The organism is Caldalkalibacillus thermarum (assembly GCF_014644735.1).
GTDB classification, from domain to species: domain Bacteria; phylum Bacillota; class Bacilli; order Caldalkalibacillales; family Caldalkalibacillaceae; genus Caldalkalibacillus; species Caldalkalibacillus thermarum.
In genome coordinates this window covers 104,088-121,595 of record NZ_BMKZ01000001.1, presented here as the reverse complement: position 1 = coordinate 121,595, position 17,508 = coordinate 104,088, and the positions used below count along the sequence as shown (strand labels likewise).

Genomic DNA, 17,508 nt, shown 5'->3' with positions numbered 1-17,508 from the left:
TCCCCCTAAAACAATGTTTCAGCCGTGTTTTTAACCGCCGCCCGTTCCCGCTCGTCTTCCAGCTTATCGACAATAGCACGTTGAATGGCCCGGAGCGGCGGCATATGGGCAGCCAAATCACAAGCATCAATCAAGGCCCGGATGGAGGCGGCCTCCTCAGACAACTGTCCCATTTTGGTCTGGGCCAAAAGGTCAGCGGATAAACGGACAAAACGGTCCAGGAGAGCAGGATCACGGAGGGCTGTCTGTTCTTCTAACAAATTCCTCAGCTGTTCCCCTTGCAGATAGGGGACATCAATGACCACAAAGCGGTTTTTTAACGCTTCATTGAGCGGCACGGTGCCCACATAACCGATATTGATGGCGGCAATCACCCCAAACCCGTCTTTGGCCTTAATCACTTCCCCTGTAAAGGGATTGGTCAGCATCTTCCGGTAGTCCAACACACTGTTGATAATCGGTAGCGTCTCCGGTTTGGCCATATTGATCTCGTCGATATATAAAAAGTGGCCCTTTGTCATCGCTTTGACTACTGGCCCCGGAACAAATTCGATGGCAGAGTGATTCCCCTTTTGCACAATGGTTTTAAAGCCCAGCAAGGCTTCTGCATCCAGGTCAACCGAGCAGTTAACAGCATGGAGGGGCTGATGGAACAGGTATGACAGATATTCGGCCAGTTTTGTTTTCCCTGCTCCAGTAGGCCCCTGCAACAGTACGTTCTTGCGCATGCTCAGGGCGACGACGGCATCATAAAGGAGCGCAGGATCTGGGGAAGTGTATCCGGGCCGGCCCACCAGCCACTTTTCTTCATCGGTCAGGGTGTGTTGCCGTTCGGAACGGATACGGTCAATCGTATCCACCACTTGCTGCGGCAACTGTAGTGACTCTATTTCGTTGAGTATGTCGTTCTGCATCATATGGTGATTTCCTTTCTAAGTTATGCGGCTTAATAAGCTTGCTCTGTTTTCATTTTACCATAAACACGCAGGAAATCACCGATCCGGCGGGCCGCTTCGCTTAGCCGGGATTCTGACTGAACCAGGGCGATGCGGACAAAGCCTTCCCCGTGTTTGCCAAAGGCATCTCCCGGAGTCACCACAACACCTGCGTGTTCCAAGAGACCGTAGGCAAACGCCCTGGACGTCCAGCCTTCAGGCAACTCGGCCCAGGCAAACATGGTGGCCTGAGGCGGATCAATGTCCCAGCCGGCTTCGGCCAAACCTTTAACCAGCGCATCCCGGCGGGCTTCATACGCTTTGACGCTCCTGGCGAGCAGCTCCCTTCCTTCCCGCAACGCCAAGGCCGCCGCTTTTTGAATGGGTAAAAAGACCCCGTAATCCAGGTTGGATTTTAAGCGACCAAAAGCCGCAAGCACTTCTGGATTGCCTACCAGATAACCAATTCGGCAGCCAGCCATATTAAAGCTTTTGGACAATGAATTAAACTCCACTCCGACCTCTTTGGCACCCTCCACCTCTAGAAAACTCGTCGCTTTTTGACCGCCAAAGACAAGCTCAGAATAGGCAAAATCATGAACAACCAGGATGTTGTACTGCTTGGCAAACTGAACGACCTGTTCAAAAAAAGTGCGGCTAGCCAGGGCCGGCACCGGATTGCCCGGGAAGTTAAGGATCATCATTTTGGCTCTCTTGGCCACTTCTTGGGGGATCGCCTCAAGGTCAGGCAAAAACCCGTTTTCTTTCTTCAACGGCAGGGGATACAATGCTGCCTCAGCCATATGCACCCCTGTTTCATAGGCCGTATAGCCAGGGTCAGGAACCAAAATAATGTCCCCCGGATTAGCAAACACCATGGGCAGATGGACCAGGCCGTCCTGGGACCCCATGGTCATCATTACTTCTGTTTGCGGATCAAGGGCCACACCAAACCGCTTCCTGTAATACACAGCGACTGCTTCCAAAAACTCATCTGTTCCCGTTAAGGTGTAGCCGTATTGGGCAGGATCCTGAATATTGCGCGTCAAGCACGCGATCACCTCGGGGGCAGGCGGTAAATCGGGACTGCCGATACTTAAGTCAATCACATCTTCCCCACGGGCTATTTTGTCCTTTTTTCTCTTAGCCAGTTCACTAAATACCAGTGTTTCAAATGCTTGCATGCGCCGGGCTGTTTCAAAGCTCATGGTTTTCCTCCATTCTCTCCACTTATGTTATTCACATGAAAAGTATTTTTTTGTCTATTCTAGCACATCGGTTTAACAAGTGGGGAAAAAGCAGAGGAGCATGGAAGGGCATCAACGCCCCCAAACGGGCCAACGGAGAGATTAATACGGAGCCGCAAGAACGGATGATCAGTGCCCACGAACCGCACAAAGATTAAGGACAGCTGTTTAGCTGCCCCTTTTTGGTTTTGGATTTCATGTTTAGGAATGAAGAGATTTGCCCTGATTTGGAGCAGAAAATTCCTCATACTTATATTCCTTCTCCCAGAAGTCGGCATCACTGATTCCTGCTTTGACCGGGTCAAACACAGGATCTTTTCCTTCTTTTTTCTGTTCTTCGTAATCCTTCAACACTTTTAGGGCAGGCTTTGTCAGCAGCAGGATGGCAACGAGGTTCAACCAGGCCATGCTTCCCACACCGATGTCTCCCATGGCCCAAGCCAGATTTGCCGTTCTTACGCTTCCATAGAAAACAAATAATATTATTGAGCCCATTAACAAAAGCTTCCACAACTTCATTAAACCTATTAATAAACGCTTCCACAAATATCCCCCTTCTCTCTTTTTTGGATTCAGGTTAAATTATAAATTACCATTAATGTTCTGTGAATAAATAATTTTCATTTTTATAAACCATTTTTTCCGATTTCATAAACAGCGTGAATAAGGGGAATTTTTTGGCTGTTTCTTTTTTAAAACTAAAACTTTTTGCCCCTCTTGTTCGTGATAGTAATAGAACTTGCCGGCAAGGAAATCCAGAGCAGAGGAGAAGCAGAACATGATCATGATTGAGGGTCTTTACAAAAGATACAAAAAACATGTCGCTTTGAGAGACATTAACCTCCGCATTGACAAAGGGATCTTCGGCTTGCTTGGCCCCAATGGGGCTGGAAAAACCTCGCTGATGCGCATTTTGGCCACCCTGCTTAAGCCGACATCTGGGGAGGTTACCGTCCACGGCATTTCCTTAACCAAGCAGCCGGATGAGATCCGCAAGCTGATCGGCTACCTTCCCCAGCACTTTCAAATTTATCCCCAATTAACAGCGTATGACTTTCTGGATTATGTAGGGGTGATGAAAGGGATTAAGGAGAAAAAAGAACGAGAAAACCGCATTAAACATCTCCTGGCTGAGGTGAACTTGCAACAGGCGGCCCGTCAAAAAATCAAAACGTTTTCCGGGGGGATGAAGCAAAGATTGGGTATCGCCCAGGCCCTGTTAGGTGATCCTGCCGTCCTGATTGTGGATGAGCCCACTGCCGGGTTAGATCCGGAAGAACGGATCCGCTTCCGCAATTTGATTTCCCGGCTGGGAATGGAACGAATCGTCATTTTATCCACTCACATTGTAGCTGACATTGAGAGCAGTTGCCAGTCCTTGGCCGTTCTCTCCCAGGGACGTGTGGTCCTCACAGGTACCCTGGAAGATCTTCGCCAACAGGCAGCTGACAAGGTGTGGGAACTTGAAATAGAAGAGAGAGAGTTAGAACGCTATCACCAATACCCAATCGTCTCAACCCGACGGACTGATCATGGGGTGCGCGTCAAAGTGATCGCCGGAGAAAAGCCGGCTCCATCAGCCATTCCTCTTTCTCCTTCCCTGGAAGAGGGCTATATGGCTTTGATTGGAGGGAAAGCAGATGAGTAAATGGTGGCGGCAGCTTCAATTGGAGTTGAAACTGATCTTCAGCAACAGATTCTTCCTGGTTTTGCCGGTATTATTTGGCGCTTGGATGCTGCATCAGTTGCTCAACGTTCCCGACTACAAACCGTACAACCTGATTTTAAATGCTTACGACTTTCACAAATTAGGGCACACCATGTCCTTGGGTGCAGCCATGTTACTCGGGATATTGATCATCCGCAGGGATACAATCCCGGCCACCTATGACTGGCTCGGGTCCTGGCCTGTAGCCCCCTTGATGCAAGTGACCGCCAAATTTGTGGCAGGATGGCTGTATTTATCCACTTTTACATTAGTCATGGCCGCCGTCTTTAGCGGTGTGGGCTATCACAGAGGAGTAACCTGGTCCCACATTGAAAGCGCATTGACTCAATATGTGTTGCAATATGAATGGTCCTATGCCGTGACACTGGCTTTGGCCATGTTTTTGGCTGCGGCCATAAGACCACGGATCGTCTATTTAATCGGTTTTTGCGCCTGGATGTTTGGCACTTTCTTTATGGATATTTTTCTGATGTCCCATTCCCAACTTTATTTTCTGCGGACCTTCCATCTCAATCAGTTTACAGTGGACTCTCTCTTGAGTAATGATGTGTGGGGCTGGCAGCTTTTAAGCTCAGAGATTTGGCTGTCCCGCTTATTTGTGGCCATGTTTACCGTGATGCTGATCATTTGGATCACGGTCATTTTGGTCACCAGAAGACCGGCCCAGCGGGAAACGGGCTGGATATTATGCGGAGTAGCCACGATTTTGTTGAGTATAGCGACTTTCCTCCCCTATGCCCAGCTGTGGCAGGAGCGGTATGCCATTCACGATGCTTTTGTTCAGGAGAGTTCCATTCCCATTGACAGTGAGGAGGAGACACGCTTTCAACCCGGCTTTGCCATCCAATCTTACGACATTCAACTGGAGCAACACCATCAAAACGGATTGAAAGGAACAGCTACGCTCACATTTTTAACGGCTGATGTGGCTGAACAACCATCCCTCTATTTCACTTTAAACCGTCTGCTTAAGGTCATCAGGGTTGAGCTGAATGGAAAGGAGGTTGACTTTGAGCGCGAAGGTGACACGCTGCTGATTCAGCCTGAAGTCCTGGATCAACAACTCGAACAGCAGGTAATGAGCATTGAATACGCAGGAAGATTATTCTTGTGGGGATTTAATCACTACCGCGAAACCATGCACGGCTTTGTCCAAGGGAAGCATGTCTTTCTCCCTGCCCATCTGGCCTGGTACCCTTTACCTGGAAAACGGCCCCTTTTTAACCTGGGGTTCTTTACAAAGAATGACAAACCAGCTTATTATCTCCGTGCGCCTGAACCGATTCAACTAGACTTTCTTGGGCTAAACCCTGTGCCGTCAGAATATACCATTACGTTAAGTCAGTTTGAAGGGGATGTGTTTACCACAGCCGCTGACAAAGTGATCCGTGACCCACAGAATCATGTCCAACAATTTTATATCGCCGAAGCGGAGGGCGTCACATTGTTAGGTGGAAACGTGACGGAGATCCCCGCGGGGCAGGCATTCAGCGTCGTATCCTCTCCGGTGTATGAGGGAGAAATCAATCTTTTTCTGGAGGATATGGAGCATATAGAGCAGTACTTCAGCCAATGGCTTGAGAAAATGCCGAACATCTCACGTACCATTTTTTATCTCCCCTTTGGTACCTTAGGGGTGGGAAGATATTACGCAGCCCCGGTTGAAGTATGGGATGATGCGTTTATATTCAGGGAAGATATGCAACCCGGTTTCATTGATGACGCGCGGTATGAGCGGGAGAGACTGTATATGATTAAGGATATGATTTATTACCGGCTGTTTAAGGATGATGATGTTCGAGGCTATATAGACCACGAAAGCATTGCCGGGGCCATTCTCGACGCCTTCTATTATTTATATTTAAAAGATGGGCTTAAGCTTAGTAATGAAGAATTAATGCTCTGGATCCAACCTTACCTTGAGGGTCCACCAGACACAGAAGACAGCTACGATCACCATACACTGGTGACCAAGATGGTGGTGGATGCTTTAAGGCAAGGCAAGACCAATGAACTGAAACACATTTTGCAGTATTTTTACACACGTATCGTGTCAGCCGATTCAGAAACCCCGTACCCCGTCATTAAGCTAGAAGAGTGGCAGCAACAATGGAAGCAGGTGATGGGCGAGTGAGTGAGGTTGTTCAGGACTTAAAAGGATTGAAAGGCCCTTTTCTGCTGGCCATAGTTAGCTATTATTTGGGCTATGTGACCCTGATTGTCACTTCCCGCTATCCGCGTGACCTGTTTTTCTTAAATGAAACGTTTATGCTGCCTGTAGTCATCATGGCGACGGTCATGTTTTACCAGCGGGAGCTGAGCGGTTACTTTTCAGAGATTTATGCCACGTTCCCCGTTTCCATGCCACGGATGATCTTGCGCAAAATGTGGCAGTTGATGGTGTTTATAACCGTATTTCACCTCGCCTGGACCTGGGTTTACCTAGGGGCGTTTGGTAAAATGGAAACACTGGTGTATTCCTACCGGGATCAGCCACCCTATGTGGGAGAAATCTCCTGGCTGCAATTATTCAGCCAAAGTGTTCCGGCTTATCTCTTGCTGGCCATGCTCACCTTGTTTGGCATGGTACTCACCAAGAAAATATATGGGGGACTGGGCGCAGGATTTTCCCTATGGATACTGGAGGGGCTGTCCCGGGGAGAGATATTAAAGTATTTGACGCTTTATACCATTTATATCCCCGAAAACACGGCATTTGGTGTTAACCGTCTGTTGCTTGTGGCCATCAGTGTTGTGCTCTTGACATTGTCCATGTATTGGACCAGCCAACGGCACAAATGGATCATCACAGATGAACTCAATTAGGGAGGGGGCATGGCACATGCTGTCAGATGAAGAATTAATCCGCTCCTTTAAACATGGAGATAAAGCTGCATTTGAGGCTTTTGTTCACCGTTATCACAGTCCCCTGCTTGGCTTTCTGCAGCGCATGCTGCATGATACAGAAAAAGCGGAAGATTTGGTGCAGGAAACGTTCATCCGGATCATCCGCTATGTACAAAAAGGCCAGCCTCCGGCCAAAATCAGGCCCTGGATCTACCAGGTGGCCCTTAACTTGTGCCGCGATTACTGGAAGAGCGCTGGTTACCGCGCTGAAAGAAAGGGGTTGGAGCAAATTCCCGAACAACGAGATCCCCGCCCTTCCGTGATCGAAATCTATGAACGGCAAGAAGAACGGCAAGCCATCATCCGGGCGCTGGATGAATTGCCTGACATTCAAAAACAGATTGTCATCTTAAGGTTTTATCAAGAACTGAAATTGCAAGAGATTAGTGACACACTTCATATCCCCCTTGGCACTGTAAAAACGTATTTATATAGGGCCTTACAAACACTGAAGTCCACATTGGCAGAGGGGAAGGAGGGAGCACCGCGTGAACAAAGAATGTCTTGACCGGGAGCTGGAAGAGTTGGAAAGGGATTTATCAGAGTCTTTGTCAAAGTATCAAGTAAAACCGGCCTCAGCTTCCGATACACATCGTCTGTTAATCAATCTGGAGGAAGAGTTGGACAGGGATTACACTGCTAGTAGTACATTTAACGAGGAGAACGCTTTGAATCGAGAACGGCCTTCCCTGTGGCGCTTTTGCCGGAGCCAGCTGCATATCTGTAAGTGGCCCTTATGGATAGTCAGTATCGCTGTCTTCGCCATGCTGACTTTAATTTCCGATCCGTCCCGCCCATCGTTACTGTATATTGATCAACCTTTTGTCCATTTCGTCCCGCTGTTTGTCTTGATCGGCGCATTGTATCACTATCAGACCTGGAATAAAGCCATGCGCCTGGTGGAAATGATTACCCCCTATCCGCCGGCCCTGTTGCTGTACAGCCGTCTGTTAATCGTGCTGGCCATCAATTTGGGCTTGGGCTTGATCAGCACGTTCTACTGGGCTTTTAGGGTTGAAGCGTTTGCACTGCACACCTTTTTGTTAAGTTGGATTGCCCCGGCCTTATTCTTACTTGGGGTCTTGGCTTACGTGCTGTTTTGGAAAGGGATAAAGACCGGATTTACAGTTGCTTTTATATTATGGGCCGCTTTGGCAGCCCATCCCTACCTGATAAATGATCCTGTTAAGTGGGAAGCACTGTTGGTCGCAGGACATGTCTGCTTATTGATCGCTGGCATCGGATTACTATGGCTGGCTTATAAGCGGGGTTTGACCCAGTACAGGTTTAACCATTTGTTGTTAGATTAAACTGTCCCACTCTATACCAACCTTTTGAGTTTGTGCTGGAAATTTAGTTAAACCGGATGTGAGGAGCACCAGGCTATGATTGAAGTACATGCTTTAAACAAAAGAGTCAACCATTTTGAGCTTTGTATTGACCACCTGAGCATCAAGCCAGGGATCACCCTCGTCGTTGGACAGAATGGGGCGGGGAAGTCGACCCTTCTCCATGTGCTGGCCACCGTTTTGGAACCAGACCAGGGACGTATTATCTATGCCAATGTCCCCGACTGCCCCTTGCCGCTGCTCCGTGCCGAAATTGGGTTTCTGCCTACAGGCATCGAGTTGCATCAAGATATGACTGTGCATCGTCTGCTTCTTTATCTTGCTGAACTGAAAGGGCAAAGGCCAGCAGCAGCAAAAGCAGAGGTGGAGGAGCTCATTGAACTGTTTCAACTTAACTCTGCCCGAAACTATAAGATTAAATCCCTGTCCCAAGGCACGCAGCAAAGAATCGCTATTGCCCAGTCCCTCATCGGTTGGCCCCATTTTCTGTTCCTCGATGAACCGTTAACCTATCTGGACAGCATGGAGAAAAGACGCGTCATCTCAGTTTTAAACCGGAACTATAGCCGGAAGAGAGCAGCAGTTGTCGTCAGCCATGACCTCGAAGAGTGGGAAGGCTGCTGTGATCATGTGCTGTGGATGGATAAGGGGCGTGTCCGTTTTTATGGTTCCCCCGAACAATGGAAGTGCCCCACCGTACGCCGTATTTGGGAAGGAAAAATCAAGGCGAATGAGCTGGAGCAGTTCCCTCCAACAGATGTCATTCGCTGCAAACCTTCAGGGGATGGCCACTTCAGCATCAGGGTCATCGCTTCCCAACGTCCCTCTCCTTCCTTTCAACCCGTAGAGCCATCCCTGGAAGAGGCCTATTTCATTCGGAACAGGAGCCTGTAACGGGAAAAAAGTTCCCTAGAAACAACAAAGGCGGCCATAAACAGCCGCCTTTTTTACTGCTATGAACGTGACATGCTCCCTCCACCTATAGAGGTGGGGGATTTCTTGCTAAATTTAGTTAAAAAATGAGATGGGCCATCAGCACAATGACCGGCAGGGTGATCAATGTCCGTTGCAGGAAGATAATCATCAGATCCAATAAATTTAAATCCAGCTTGGAACGGAGCAAGATTACGCCCACTTCGGACATATAAATCAGCTGGGTGACCGACACACACGCAATGATAAAACGCGTCATGGGATCCTCAATCCCCGTTCCAATCACAGCCGGCAAAAACATATCGGCAAACCCGACCACCATGGCTTGGGCCGCTTCAGCTGCATCTGGCACCTGAAGCACGCTCAAAATGGGCACAAACGGATAACCCAGGTAGACAAACAGCGGGGTAAATTCAGCAATAATCAAGGCCAGGGTACCCAGGGCCATGACCAGCGGCACAACACCGATCCACATATCTAAAATGTTTTGAACGCCCCGCTTAAGCACCGAACCAACACTTTTCACTTCGCCTGCTTTTGCCGCTGCCTGCAAAAGACCGTATCTCAGGGCGGACATGCCCTCTGGAATCGTTTCGTCAATCTGCTTGCCTACAGGCTCATAATAGGTGTCCTCTTTGCGGGATAAGGGCGGGATGCGAGGCATAATAATGGCAGCCACCACTCCCGCCAAAATCACGGTGAAGTAAAACGGAACAAAAAGGTGACCAAGATCAATAAAACTGATCACCACCAAACTGAAAGTGATCGAAACCACGGAAAAGTTGGTGGCAATAACAGCTGCTTCCCGCTTCGTGTAATAGCCGTCTTCATACTGTTTGCTGGTCAAGAGCACCCCAATCGTACCGTCTCCCATCCATGAGGTTAAACAGTCAATGGACGAGCGGCCCGGCAGGGTAAACACAGGACGCATAATTTTGGTCATCAGCGCCCCGACCAGCTCAAGCAGGCCAAAGCCTAACAGCAAGGGCAAAAAGAGACCGGCAAAGACAAAAATCGCGGCTAGTACCGGGACGAGATCGTATAAAACCAGTCCGCCGGTGTCTTCCGACCAGATAAAGGAGGGCCCCAGTTGATACAGGGTCATCACTGCAAAAACAGCGCCCAGGATGCGCATGACAAACCAGAAATAAGTGACATCAAACAATGCTTTTAAAAACGGCCGGTTTAAAATGGCTTCCGGTTTGAGCCATTTTGTTACCGCTGTTAACAGCGCAGTTAGCATAAACACAACGGTCATGAAAGCAGGCAGAATGTCATGGAATTGTCCTTCTGCCCATTTGGCAAGCAAGGCCACCAAGATGGTCACTTCACCTTCATAACGAACCGGGACCATAAACAACATGATACCGATGAGAGAGGGAAGAGCAAATTTTAAATAGTCTAATATGGTAGGCGAATGGTCCAATCTTGGATGTTTCTTCATCTTCTTGTTAAGCCTCCGTCTTATGAATATACATGATGATTTTATCTTTATTCAGGATTGTTGTAAATAGTTTTCAAGTATTTGGTGATATTTAGCCTGTTTATAACAAGACGAAGGCTCAGGTTAGTTTAACCTTTCGTCCACTCAGATTTCACTTTGATTCCGGCAGCTTTCAAGGTGTTGTAGACAGGACACCGGGAATCTGTCACACGCCTTAATTCATCAAGGCGCTCCTCTGATTCATCGGTTTCGACAATCACTTTAATGGATACTTGCTCAAAGTACGGTTTCACGTTTGGATCCCCCATAAAACCCCGTGGATCAAGGATCCCCTCTACTTGAAAACGCATCCCTTTCAAGTTAAAATTAAGTTCTTTGGCCACAAAACGGGCAGTGACATTTTCACAGGCAGCCAGTGCACTCAAGAGGGTGGTCAACGGATCCGGGCCGCTGTCCTGCCCGCCCATGCTCTCAGGTTCATCAATCACCCATTCATGTTTTTGGCTTTTAAAATCGGTACGCATACCTCACTCGTATTTTGTCAGTTGTGCAGCTAAATTTTTCGTCCTTTGCGGTGGATGTACCAGGCGTTTAAAAAGAAAAACCAGGTGGACAACTTGCGGCGCTTTAACAGGCGTTTGGAAATCTGAAGCACATCGTCTTGTTCCTTCACCTTAGGGCTGGACAAATACATGCCCAAAAGCCCTTCCACTATCATGCGGTGAAACGGTGCATTGGGCAACTGGCTGGCTTTCTTTCTGGCTTGCCGGGTAATCCACTCAATCCGCTGAAGTTTCTCTTCCTCAGAAGGATAGTAAAAACAAAAATTAAGGTCCCCTTCTTCCCGGTCTTCTTTCTGGTCAATGAGATAGTCCAACAGGATATGCAGGCCTTGGATGTAAGGAAAATATACGTCAAAGACAGTGTCATTTAAATCTTCTGTTCCTTCTTCATAGCTGGCTAGCGCCACATAGTAAAAAATGCCCAGCGTCGAGCCTGTTGCCGCCGCAAATTCGTACCATTCCAGCTCAGGGAAGCGTTCACGGTGTTTTTCCCACCAGGTATGTAAAGCTTGTTCCCGCTTATCCAGGGCAATGTGCTTATACACTTGCAAATCACAATACAGTTCACACAATGTGCGTATATTGTCCTTGTACAAATCATAATTGGGCAATAGTGCCAGTGTGTCATGGCAGGTTTGAACCAGAGCCCGTAAATAACCGCCATCCTCTTGATTAGCCTGCAGCTGGTAGTAGTTATCAATCGAGAAGGTGCCAGTCACGGCATCGATCATCGACTGATGTAATTGCCTGAAGTTCGCTTCATCTAAAGATACGCTCCGGTCACACAAATTGTCCAAATAATCGCTGATGGTTTGATAGGCCACAATAAACCTGACCACGCTTGGCAGCCAGTCCGGCCGGGCGACCAAGGCATAGACGCCGCCGCCTTCACAGTGAAACTGCTTGCTTGTCATGCTGGCCAACGCCTGATGTCTCAGCTCAGCATCCGGGATGCGCTCCGCTTTCCGTTTCCAAATATCCAGTTGCAAATGAACCTCTGGCAATATTTTTTTATAAATATCCCGCATCAGCGAAATTGGATGTTCAGGAACATGGGGGGCTGCAATCGTGTCCATCGCGATCTCCCTTACCTCTGATCATCTGATTTCTTTACCAATTAACATACTGTGCCAATCAAACAGCAACAGCCAGACTAGGTATATACACAAAAATCGTCCCTCTTATAATAGCCTATCTTGTCAGGCTAGCAAAGTGTAAAATATTAATAAATATTAAAAGATGAAAGATCGGAGGTCCGTCACATGATTTTACCGTACAAAAACAAAACGCCACAAATTGCTCCAACCGCTTTTATCGCAAAAGGGGTCATCATCACCGGTGACGTCAAAATCGGCGAAGAGACAAGCATCTGGTACAATACGGTGCTGCGTGGTGATGTGGCGCCGACCATCATCGGCAATCGGGTCAATATTCAGGACAATTGTACCTTGCATCAGAGTCCTGACCGTCCGTTAATTATTGAAGACGATGTAACAGTGGGACATAACGTTATTTTACATGCCTGTCATATTAAAAAAGGAGCCCTTATTGGCATGGGTGCCATCGTCCTTGACGGGGCAGAAATTGGCGAGGATGCGATGGTGGGCGCAGGCGCCCTTGTTCCGCCCGGCAAAAAAATCCCTCCCCGGACGCTGGTCATCGGCTCTCCGGCCAAAGTGGCCCGGAAATTAAATGAAGCCGATTATGCCGAGATGCAGCGCATCCGCCAGTCCTATGTGGAAAAAGGGCAGTATTATAAACAATTGGAACAACAGTGGACAGGCAACCGGAGTCAGTCATGATGCCCCTTTAACCTGCCCCTTGCGGCGATTTTTTTTTGTCAATCATAAAAACAAGAGTCACTTTTTTATAAGCAACGATAAAAAATAGTATACAACATTTAACCTAATATGTTATACTTTTTATGAACAAAGAGATTAGAATAGCATATACATTTTCTATAACTGTGATGCTGAACGCTATAACAGAGTATGAAAGAAAGGGATGTTGACTGTGAGCATTGTCAGTTATCCGCAAGCTTTAGTTGAATTGTTGCACGGGGACGCCCATCGCAATCTGCCGCCCGCCAGGTTAATTGAACACAGTTTGCGGCGCAATGAAGGGTACTTAGCCTCTAATGGAGCCTTAAGCACGTACACCGGCAAATATACCGGACGTTCTCCCAAGGATAAATTTATTGTTGATGAACCCTCTGTCCGGGACCAGATTCACTGGGGCTCCGTCAACCAACCCATTGCTGAAGAGGTGTTTGAACGCTTGTATTTCAAGGTGGTCAACTACTTAAAAGATAAAGAACGCTTTGTGTTTGACGGCTTTGCCGGCTGTGATGAACGTTATCAAATTCCGATCCGGGTGATTAATGAATATGCCTGGCATAACTTATTTGCCCACCAGCTGTTTGTGCGGCCAAGAGCTGATCAGTTAAACCATCACGAACCTCAATTTACCATTGTGTCTGCCCCCGGTTTTAAAGCCGACCCGGCAGTAGACGGCACCAACTCTGAAGCGTTTATCATCATCAGTTTTGAAAAACGGATCATTTTAATCGGCGGAACAGAGTACGCCGGAGAGATGAAAAAATCGATTTTCAGCGTGATGAACTACCTGCTGCCGCAGCAGGGCGTCCTTTCCATGCATTGTTCCGCCAATGTTGGCGAAAACGGGGATGTGGCCTTGTTTTTCGGGCTGTCTGGTACAGGAAAAACGACCTTGTCCGCTGATCCTAACCGCCAGCTGATCGGTGATGACGAACATGGCTGGAGCGAAGACGGCATTTTCAATATTGAAGGGGGTTGCTACGCCAAGTGCATTAATCTTTCGGCTGAGAAAGAGCCCCAAATTTGGAATGCTATCCGCTTTGGAACGGTTTTAGAAAATGTGGAAGTGGATCCAAAGACCCGTGCGGTCGATTATGACAGCAACCGCTACACAGAAAACACAAGGGCGGCGTATCCCATTGAGTATATTCCCAATGCCCGCATTCCCAGTGTCGCTGGACATCCTAAAACCATTATTTTTCTGACAGCCGATGCCTTTGGTGTGTTGCCTCCTATTGCTAAGCTGACCAAAGAGCAGGCCATGTATCACTTCTTGTCCGGCTATACCAGCAAACTGGCCGGAACCGAACGGGGAGTTACGGAGCCCGAAGCCACTTTCTCCACTTGCTTTGGCGCTCCTTTTCTGCCCCTTGCTCCGCACATTTATGCGGAAATGTTAGGGGAGAAAATGGAAAAACATCACACCGATGTATACCTTGTGAATAGCGGCTGGACAGGCGGCCCTTATGGCGTTGGCCAACGGATGCACTTGCCTTATACCAGGGCTATGGTCACCGCCGCTTTAAACGGAGAACTGAAAGAAGTAGAATACGTTCAAGATCCTGTTTTCGGTTTGTTTATTCCTAAAACATGCCCCAATGTGCCGGAAAAGGTCCTCTTCCCCCGCAACACATGGGCTGATCCTGAGGCTTACGATGAAAGCGCCCGTCAATTGGCGCGGCGGTTCATCGCCAACTTTGAAAAATTTGCCGGTGTACCACAGGCAATCAAACAAGCCGGGCCCCGGCTCACTTGATCAAGCACATGCCGCCTGGCGAAACCTCTCAACCTTATGGGTTGGGAGGTTTTTATTTTGGAGCTCTCTTATCTAATCTGCACCCGCTGTCTTCTAAAAACATTGATCGACTAACACACATTTGTATTTTTTGAATAAAATACATCACCCGTAAAATGATCTTATGCTAAGGAGTGTGTCGGCCATGAAGAAGCTCTCCATCTGCTTCTTATTGTTGATCAGTTTGTCCGTTATTTTGAGCGGATGTTTCGCAGCACAAGAAGAGCTAAAAACGGTCCGTGTGGCAGAAGTGACCCGTTCGATCTTTTACGCTCCGCAATACGTTGCCCTGTCCCAAGGATTCTTTGAAAAAGAAGGACTCAAAGTGGAGCTCACCACCACCTGGGGCGGGGACAAAACGATGACCACGCTTTTGTCTGACGGGGCAGACATTGCCCTGGTAGGAAGTGAAACCAGCATCTACGTTTATCAGCAAGGCAGTGAAGACCCGGTGATTAACTTTGCCCAGCTCACTCAAACAGATGGCACGTTCCTGGTTTCCAGAGAAAAAATTGAGGATTTCTCCTGGGATGACCTGAAAGGCCGTGTCTTTCTGGGGCAACGCAAAGGGGGCATGCCCCAGATGGTGGGCGAATATGTGTTGAAAAAACATGGCATTGATCCTCACCGTGATCTAGAGCTGATCCAAAACGTCGATTTCGGCAACATCCCCAATGCCTTTGCCTCTGGAACAGGTGAATTTGTCCAGTTGTTTGAGCCCCAGGCCACCATTTTTGAAATGGAGGGGATCGGCCACGTAGTGGCCTCCTTTGGAGTGGAAAGCGGCCATGTTCCCTACACATCTTACATGGCCAAACAAAGCTTTATCGCCAAAAATGAAGAAGTGATCCAACGCTTTACCAATGCCTTGTACAGGGCACAACAATGGGTTTATGAACAACCTAGTGAAGAAGTGGCCGAAGCCATTGCCCCGTTCTTTGAAGATACAGATCACGACGTTCTGGTGCAAGTGATCGACCGTTACAAGGCTCAAGCATCCTATAAACCGGATCCACTGTTGGAGAAGTCTCACTGGGAGTTGTTGCAAGATATTATTGAGGAAGCCGGGGAACTGAAAGAACGCGTAGACTACGAGGTTCTGGTCAACACCACATTTGCCGAACTGGCGATGAGTCAATAAAGGTGGATGAAGGCCTTCATCCGCCTCTTTTCTTCATTCGTTTTTGATCAAGGAGGGGAATTTGATGTCAAGCCCTTTGCTTAAAATGCAAAATGTGACCCATGTTTATGTCACTGTATCCGAAGCAATAAAGGCGATTGAGAATATCAACCTCTCCATCGCAGCCGGAGAATTTGTCTCGCTGGTCGGTCCCAGCGGTTGTGGCAAAACGACTGTCCTGTCCTGTTTGGCCGGAATTTTGCAACCCACAGCAGGCCATGTCCTGCTGGGTGGCAAGCCAATCAAAGGACCTTGCCGCCAAGTTGGCTATATGTTGCAAGCTGATTACTTGTTTGCCTGGCGCACCATCCTGGATAATGTTCTGATTGGTCTGGAAGTGATGGGTCAGCTGCGCCACGAGACGAAAAAACATGCCGAGTTTCTGCTCAATGAACTGGGGTTGGGCGACTATAAACATGTTTACCCGTCCCAGCTCTCAGGAGGCATGAGGCAACGGGCGGCTCTGGTGCGTACCCTGGTCACTAATCCGGATATTTTGCTCCTGGATGAGCCATTTTCCGCCTTGGACTATCAAACCAAGCTGAAGCTGGAGAATTTGGTCTTTGAGACCTTAAAAAAGCACGGCAAGTCAGCCGTTCTGGTGACCCATGATATCGGGGAGGCCATCGCCATGAGCGACCGTATCATTGTCATGGATAAACATCCGGGGCGGATCAAAAGGGAGCTTATCATCCCCGACCACATACGTCAGGCCCGTCCCTTCGACGCCAGGGAGGCTGAAGGCTTTTATGATTTGTTCCGTCAGATTTGGAAGGAGCTGGATGATGATGAAGATTGATCCCAGGCAGATTCACCAACGCTATCTCCAAGCCAAACGGCGGGAACGGCTGAAGGTAACCATGGTGCAACTGGCGCTTTTAATTGGTTTTTTGTTCATGTGGGAGCTGGCTTCCGCCCAAAAATGGATTAATCCGCTGATTTTCAGCCAGCCGTCACGCATCTGGAACCTGTTAATCGAAAAAATGGCAGACGGTTCGCTGTGGCCCCACGTTTCCGTCACCTTTCTGGAAACATTGGCAGGATTTTTGCTCGGCACGATTTGCGGGACCATCTTGGCCACCATGATCTGGTGGTCTCCCTTTCTGGATAAGGTGCTGGAACCCTATCTGGTGGTCTTAAACAGTATGCCCAAGGTGGCTTTGGGACCTTTGCTTATTGTAGGCTTGGGACCCGGCTTCTTGTCCATTATGGGGATGGCACTGGCCATCACCGTGATTATTACCACAATTGTGGTGTACACCAGTTTTAAAGAAGTGGATCCCAATTATATCAAGGTGGTCAAAACATTTGGCGGAAACAAGCGGCAAGTGTATCAAAAAGTGATTTTTCCAGCCTCTTTTCCCACGATTATATCCACCTTGAAAGTAAATGTCGGTTTGGCCTGGGTCGGTGTGATTGTCGGTGAATTCTTGGTAGCTAGACAAGGGCTTGGTTATCTGATTATTTACGGCTTTCAAGTGTTTAATTTTACATTGGTGCTGATGAGCTTACTGATTATTGCCTGTCTGGCCACCGTGATGTATCAGGGGGTTTATTATCTGGAAAAACGGCTGTTGGGCAATTGAGT

General features: G+C 48.2%; 17 protein-coding genes and 1 pseudogene. 12 read left to right on the top strand and 6 right to left on the bottom strand.

The window, feature by feature from the left end; translation table 11 throughout:
• Positions 1–5 precede the first annotated feature (5 nt).
• A complete protein-coding gene (locus tag IEW48_RS00640; protein ID WP_229703897.1) occupies positions 6–902 on the bottom strand; it encodes an ATP-binding protein in 897 nt (298 codons plus the stop codon).
• Positions 903–946: 44 nt separating this feature from the next.
• Positions 947–2,143, bottom strand: a complete 1,197-nt coding sequence (locus IEW48_RS00635; RefSeq protein ID WP_188622137.1) for an LL-diaminopimelate aminotransferase — start codon at positions 2,141–2,143, stop codon at positions 947–949.
• 50 nt (positions 2,144–2,193) lie between these two features.
• Here IEW48_RS00635 and sspK point away from each other — a divergent pair, with 50 nt between their 5' ends.
• Positions 2,194–2,340: a small acid-soluble spore protein K gene (gene sspK / locus IEW48_RS00630; protein ID WP_158306381.1), complete on the top strand. Its 147-nt coding sequence runs from the start codon at positions 2,194–2,196 to the stop codon at positions 2,338–2,340.
• 43 nt (positions 2,341–2,383) lie between these two features.
• On the opposite strand, the pseudogene IEW48_RS00625 reads toward sspK, so the two are convergent.
• Positions 2,384–2,689: pseudogene (locus IEW48_RS00625) on the bottom strand (alanine:cation symporter family protein); the annotation flags it as partial.
• Positions 2,690–2,960: 271 nt separating this feature from the next.
• Between IEW48_RS00625 and IEW48_RS00620 the strand changes: the two are divergent.
• The 6 genes from IEW48_RS00620 (at position 2,961) to IEW48_RS00595 (ending at position 9,061) form a co-directional block, all read left to right on the top strand.
• Positions 2,961–3,830, top strand: coding sequence for an ABC transporter ATP-binding protein (locus IEW48_RS00620; protein WP_188622135.1), 870 nt, complete (start codon positions 2,961–2,963; stop codon positions 3,828–3,830).
• The gene (locus IEW48_RS00615; RefSeq protein ID WP_188622134.1) at positions 3,823–6,045 is read left to right on the top strand and encodes a hypothetical protein; all 2,223 of its coding nucleotides are present in this window, start codon (positions 3,823–3,825) and stop codon (positions 6,043–6,045) included. Before IEW48_RS00620 ends, IEW48_RS00615 begins: the two co-directional genes overlap by 8 nt.
• A complete protein-coding gene (locus IEW48_RS00610; RefSeq protein WP_188622133.1) occupies positions 6,042–6,737 on the top strand; it encodes a hypothetical protein in 696 nt (231 codons plus the stop codon). The genes IEW48_RS00615 and IEW48_RS00610 overlap by 4 nt, the downstream gene beginning before the upstream one ends.
• 16 nt (positions 6,738–6,753) lie before the next feature.
• Complete coding sequence (locus IEW48_RS00605) at positions 6,754–7,326, top strand: RNA polymerase sigma factor (RefSeq protein WP_188622132.1); 573 nt, start codon at positions 6,754–6,756, stop codon at positions 7,324–7,326.
• Positions 7,307–8,128 (top strand): hypothetical protein, encoded by an 822-nt coding sequence (locus IEW48_RS00600; RefSeq protein WP_188622131.1) that lies wholly within the window; start codon positions 7,307–7,309, stop codon positions 8,126–8,128. Before IEW48_RS00605 ends, IEW48_RS00600 begins: the two co-directional genes overlap by 20 nt.
• Before the next feature lie 75 nt (positions 8,129–8,203).
• Complete coding sequence (locus IEW48_RS00595) at positions 8,204–9,061, top strand: ATP-binding cassette domain-containing protein (protein WP_188622130.1); 858 nt, start codon at positions 8,204–8,206, stop codon at positions 9,059–9,061.
• A 118-nt stretch (positions 9,062–9,179) separates the two neighbouring features.
• Here IEW48_RS00595 and IEW48_RS00590 read toward each other — a convergent pair whose 3' ends face one another.
• The 3 genes from IEW48_RS00590 to IEW48_RS00580 all read right to left on the bottom strand — a co-directional run bounded on the left by IEW48_RS00590 (position 9,180) and on the right by IEW48_RS00580 (position 12,183).
• Entirely contained in the window at positions 9,180–10,544 is a 1,365-nt protein-coding gene (locus IEW48_RS00590; RefSeq protein WP_188622129.1) for a YjiH family protein, read from the bottom strand.
• 128 nt (positions 10,545–10,672) lie between these two features.
• On the bottom strand, positions 10,673–11,068 hold the full coding sequence (locus tag IEW48_RS00585; protein ID WP_188622128.1) for an OsmC family protein: 396 nt from the start codon (positions 11,066–11,068) through the stop codon (positions 10,673–10,675).
• A 29-nt stretch (positions 11,069–11,097) separates the two neighbouring features.
• Positions 11,098–12,183 carry a tetraprenyl-beta-curcumene synthase family protein gene (locus IEW48_RS00580; protein WP_188622127.1) on the bottom strand — a complete coding sequence of 362 codons (1,086 nt, stop codon included), beginning with the start codon at positions 12,181–12,183 and terminating at the stop codon, positions 11,098–11,100.
• Between the two features lie 186 nt (positions 12,184–12,369).
• Here IEW48_RS00580 and IEW48_RS00575 point away from each other — a divergent pair, with 186 nt between their 5' ends.
• From IEW48_RS00575 to IEW48_RS00555, 5 genes are all read left to right on the top strand, one after another.
• Positions 12,370–12,909, top strand: a complete 540-nt coding sequence (locus IEW48_RS00575) for a gamma carbonic anhydrase (protein ID WP_188622126.1) — start codon at positions 12,370–12,372, stop codon at positions 12,907–12,909.
• A 202-nt stretch (positions 12,910–13,111) separates the two neighbouring features.
• Complete coding sequence (gene pckA / locus IEW48_RS00570; protein WP_188622125.1) at positions 13,112–14,701, top strand: phosphoenolpyruvate carboxykinase (ATP); 1,590 nt, start codon at positions 13,112–13,114, stop codon at positions 14,699–14,701.
• A gap of 184 nt (positions 14,702–14,885) precedes the next feature.
• The gene (locus IEW48_RS00565; protein WP_188622124.1) at positions 14,886–15,881 is read left to right on the top strand and encodes an ABC transporter substrate-binding protein; all 996 of its coding nucleotides are present in this window, start codon (positions 14,886–14,888) and stop codon (positions 15,879–15,881) included.
• Between the two features lie 64 nt (positions 15,882–15,945).
• Positions 15,946–16,719, top strand: coding sequence for an ABC transporter ATP-binding protein (locus IEW48_RS00560; RefSeq protein ID WP_188622123.1), 774 nt, complete (start codon positions 15,946–15,948; stop codon positions 16,717–16,719).
• Positions 16,706–17,506: an ABC transporter permease gene (locus tag IEW48_RS00555; RefSeq protein WP_188622122.1), complete on the top strand. Its 801-nt coding sequence runs from the start codon at positions 16,706–16,708 to the stop codon at positions 17,504–17,506. Before IEW48_RS00560 ends, IEW48_RS00555 begins: the two co-directional genes overlap by 14 nt.
• Positions 17,507–17,508: the final 2 nt, after the last annotated feature.

Excerpts from the sequence above, each read along its gene's own strand:
- IEW48_RS00635 (WP_188622137.1), bottom strand. The coding sequence starts at position 2,143 with ATGAGCTTTGAAACAGCCCGGCGCATGCAAGCATTTGAAACACTGGTA.
- IEW48_RS00620 (WP_188622135.1), top strand. The coding sequence starts at position 2,961 with ATGATCATGATTGAGGGTCTTTACAAAAGATACAAAAAACATGTCGCT.
- IEW48_RS00615 (WP_188622134.1), top strand. The coding sequence starts at position 3,823 with ATGAGTAAATGGTGGCGGCAGCTTCAATTGGAGTTGAAACTGATCTTC.
- IEW48_RS00605 (WP_188622132.1), top strand. The coding sequence starts at position 6,754 with ATGCTGTCAGATGAAGAATTAATCCGCTCCTTTAAACATGGAGATAAA.
- IEW48_RS00595 (WP_188622130.1), top strand. The coding sequence starts at position 8,204 with ATGATTGAAGTACATGCTTTAAACAAAAGAGTCAACCATTTTGAGCTT.
- IEW48_RS00590 (WP_188622129.1), bottom strand. The coding sequence starts at position 10,544 with ATGAAGAAACATCCAAGATTGGACCATTCGCCTACCATATTAGACTAT.
- IEW48_RS00585 (WP_188622128.1), bottom strand. The coding sequence starts at position 11,068 with ATGCGTACCGATTTTAAAAGCCAAAAACATGAATGGGTGATTGATGAA.
- IEW48_RS00580 (WP_188622127.1), bottom strand. The coding sequence starts at position 12,183 with ATGGACACGATTGCAGCCCCCCATGTTCCTGAACATCCAATTTCGCTG.
- IEW48_RS00575 (WP_188622126.1), top strand. The coding sequence starts at position 12,370 with ATGATTTTACCGTACAAAAACAAAACGCCACAAATTGCTCCAACCGCT.
- pckA (WP_188622125.1), top strand. The coding sequence starts at position 13,112 with ATGTTGACTGTGAGCATTGTCAGTTATCCGCAAGCTTTAGTTGAATTG.
- IEW48_RS00565 (WP_188622124.1), top strand. The coding sequence starts at position 14,886 with ATGAAGAAGCTCTCCATCTGCTTCTTATTGTTGATCAGTTTGTCCGTT.
- IEW48_RS00560 (WP_188622123.1), top strand. The coding sequence starts at position 15,946 with ATGTCAAGCCCTTTGCTTAAAATGCAAAATGTGACCCATGTTTATGTC.
- IEW48_RS00555 (WP_188622122.1), top strand. The coding sequence starts at position 16,706 with ATGATGAAGATTGATCCCAGGCAGATTCACCAACGCTATCTCCAAGCC.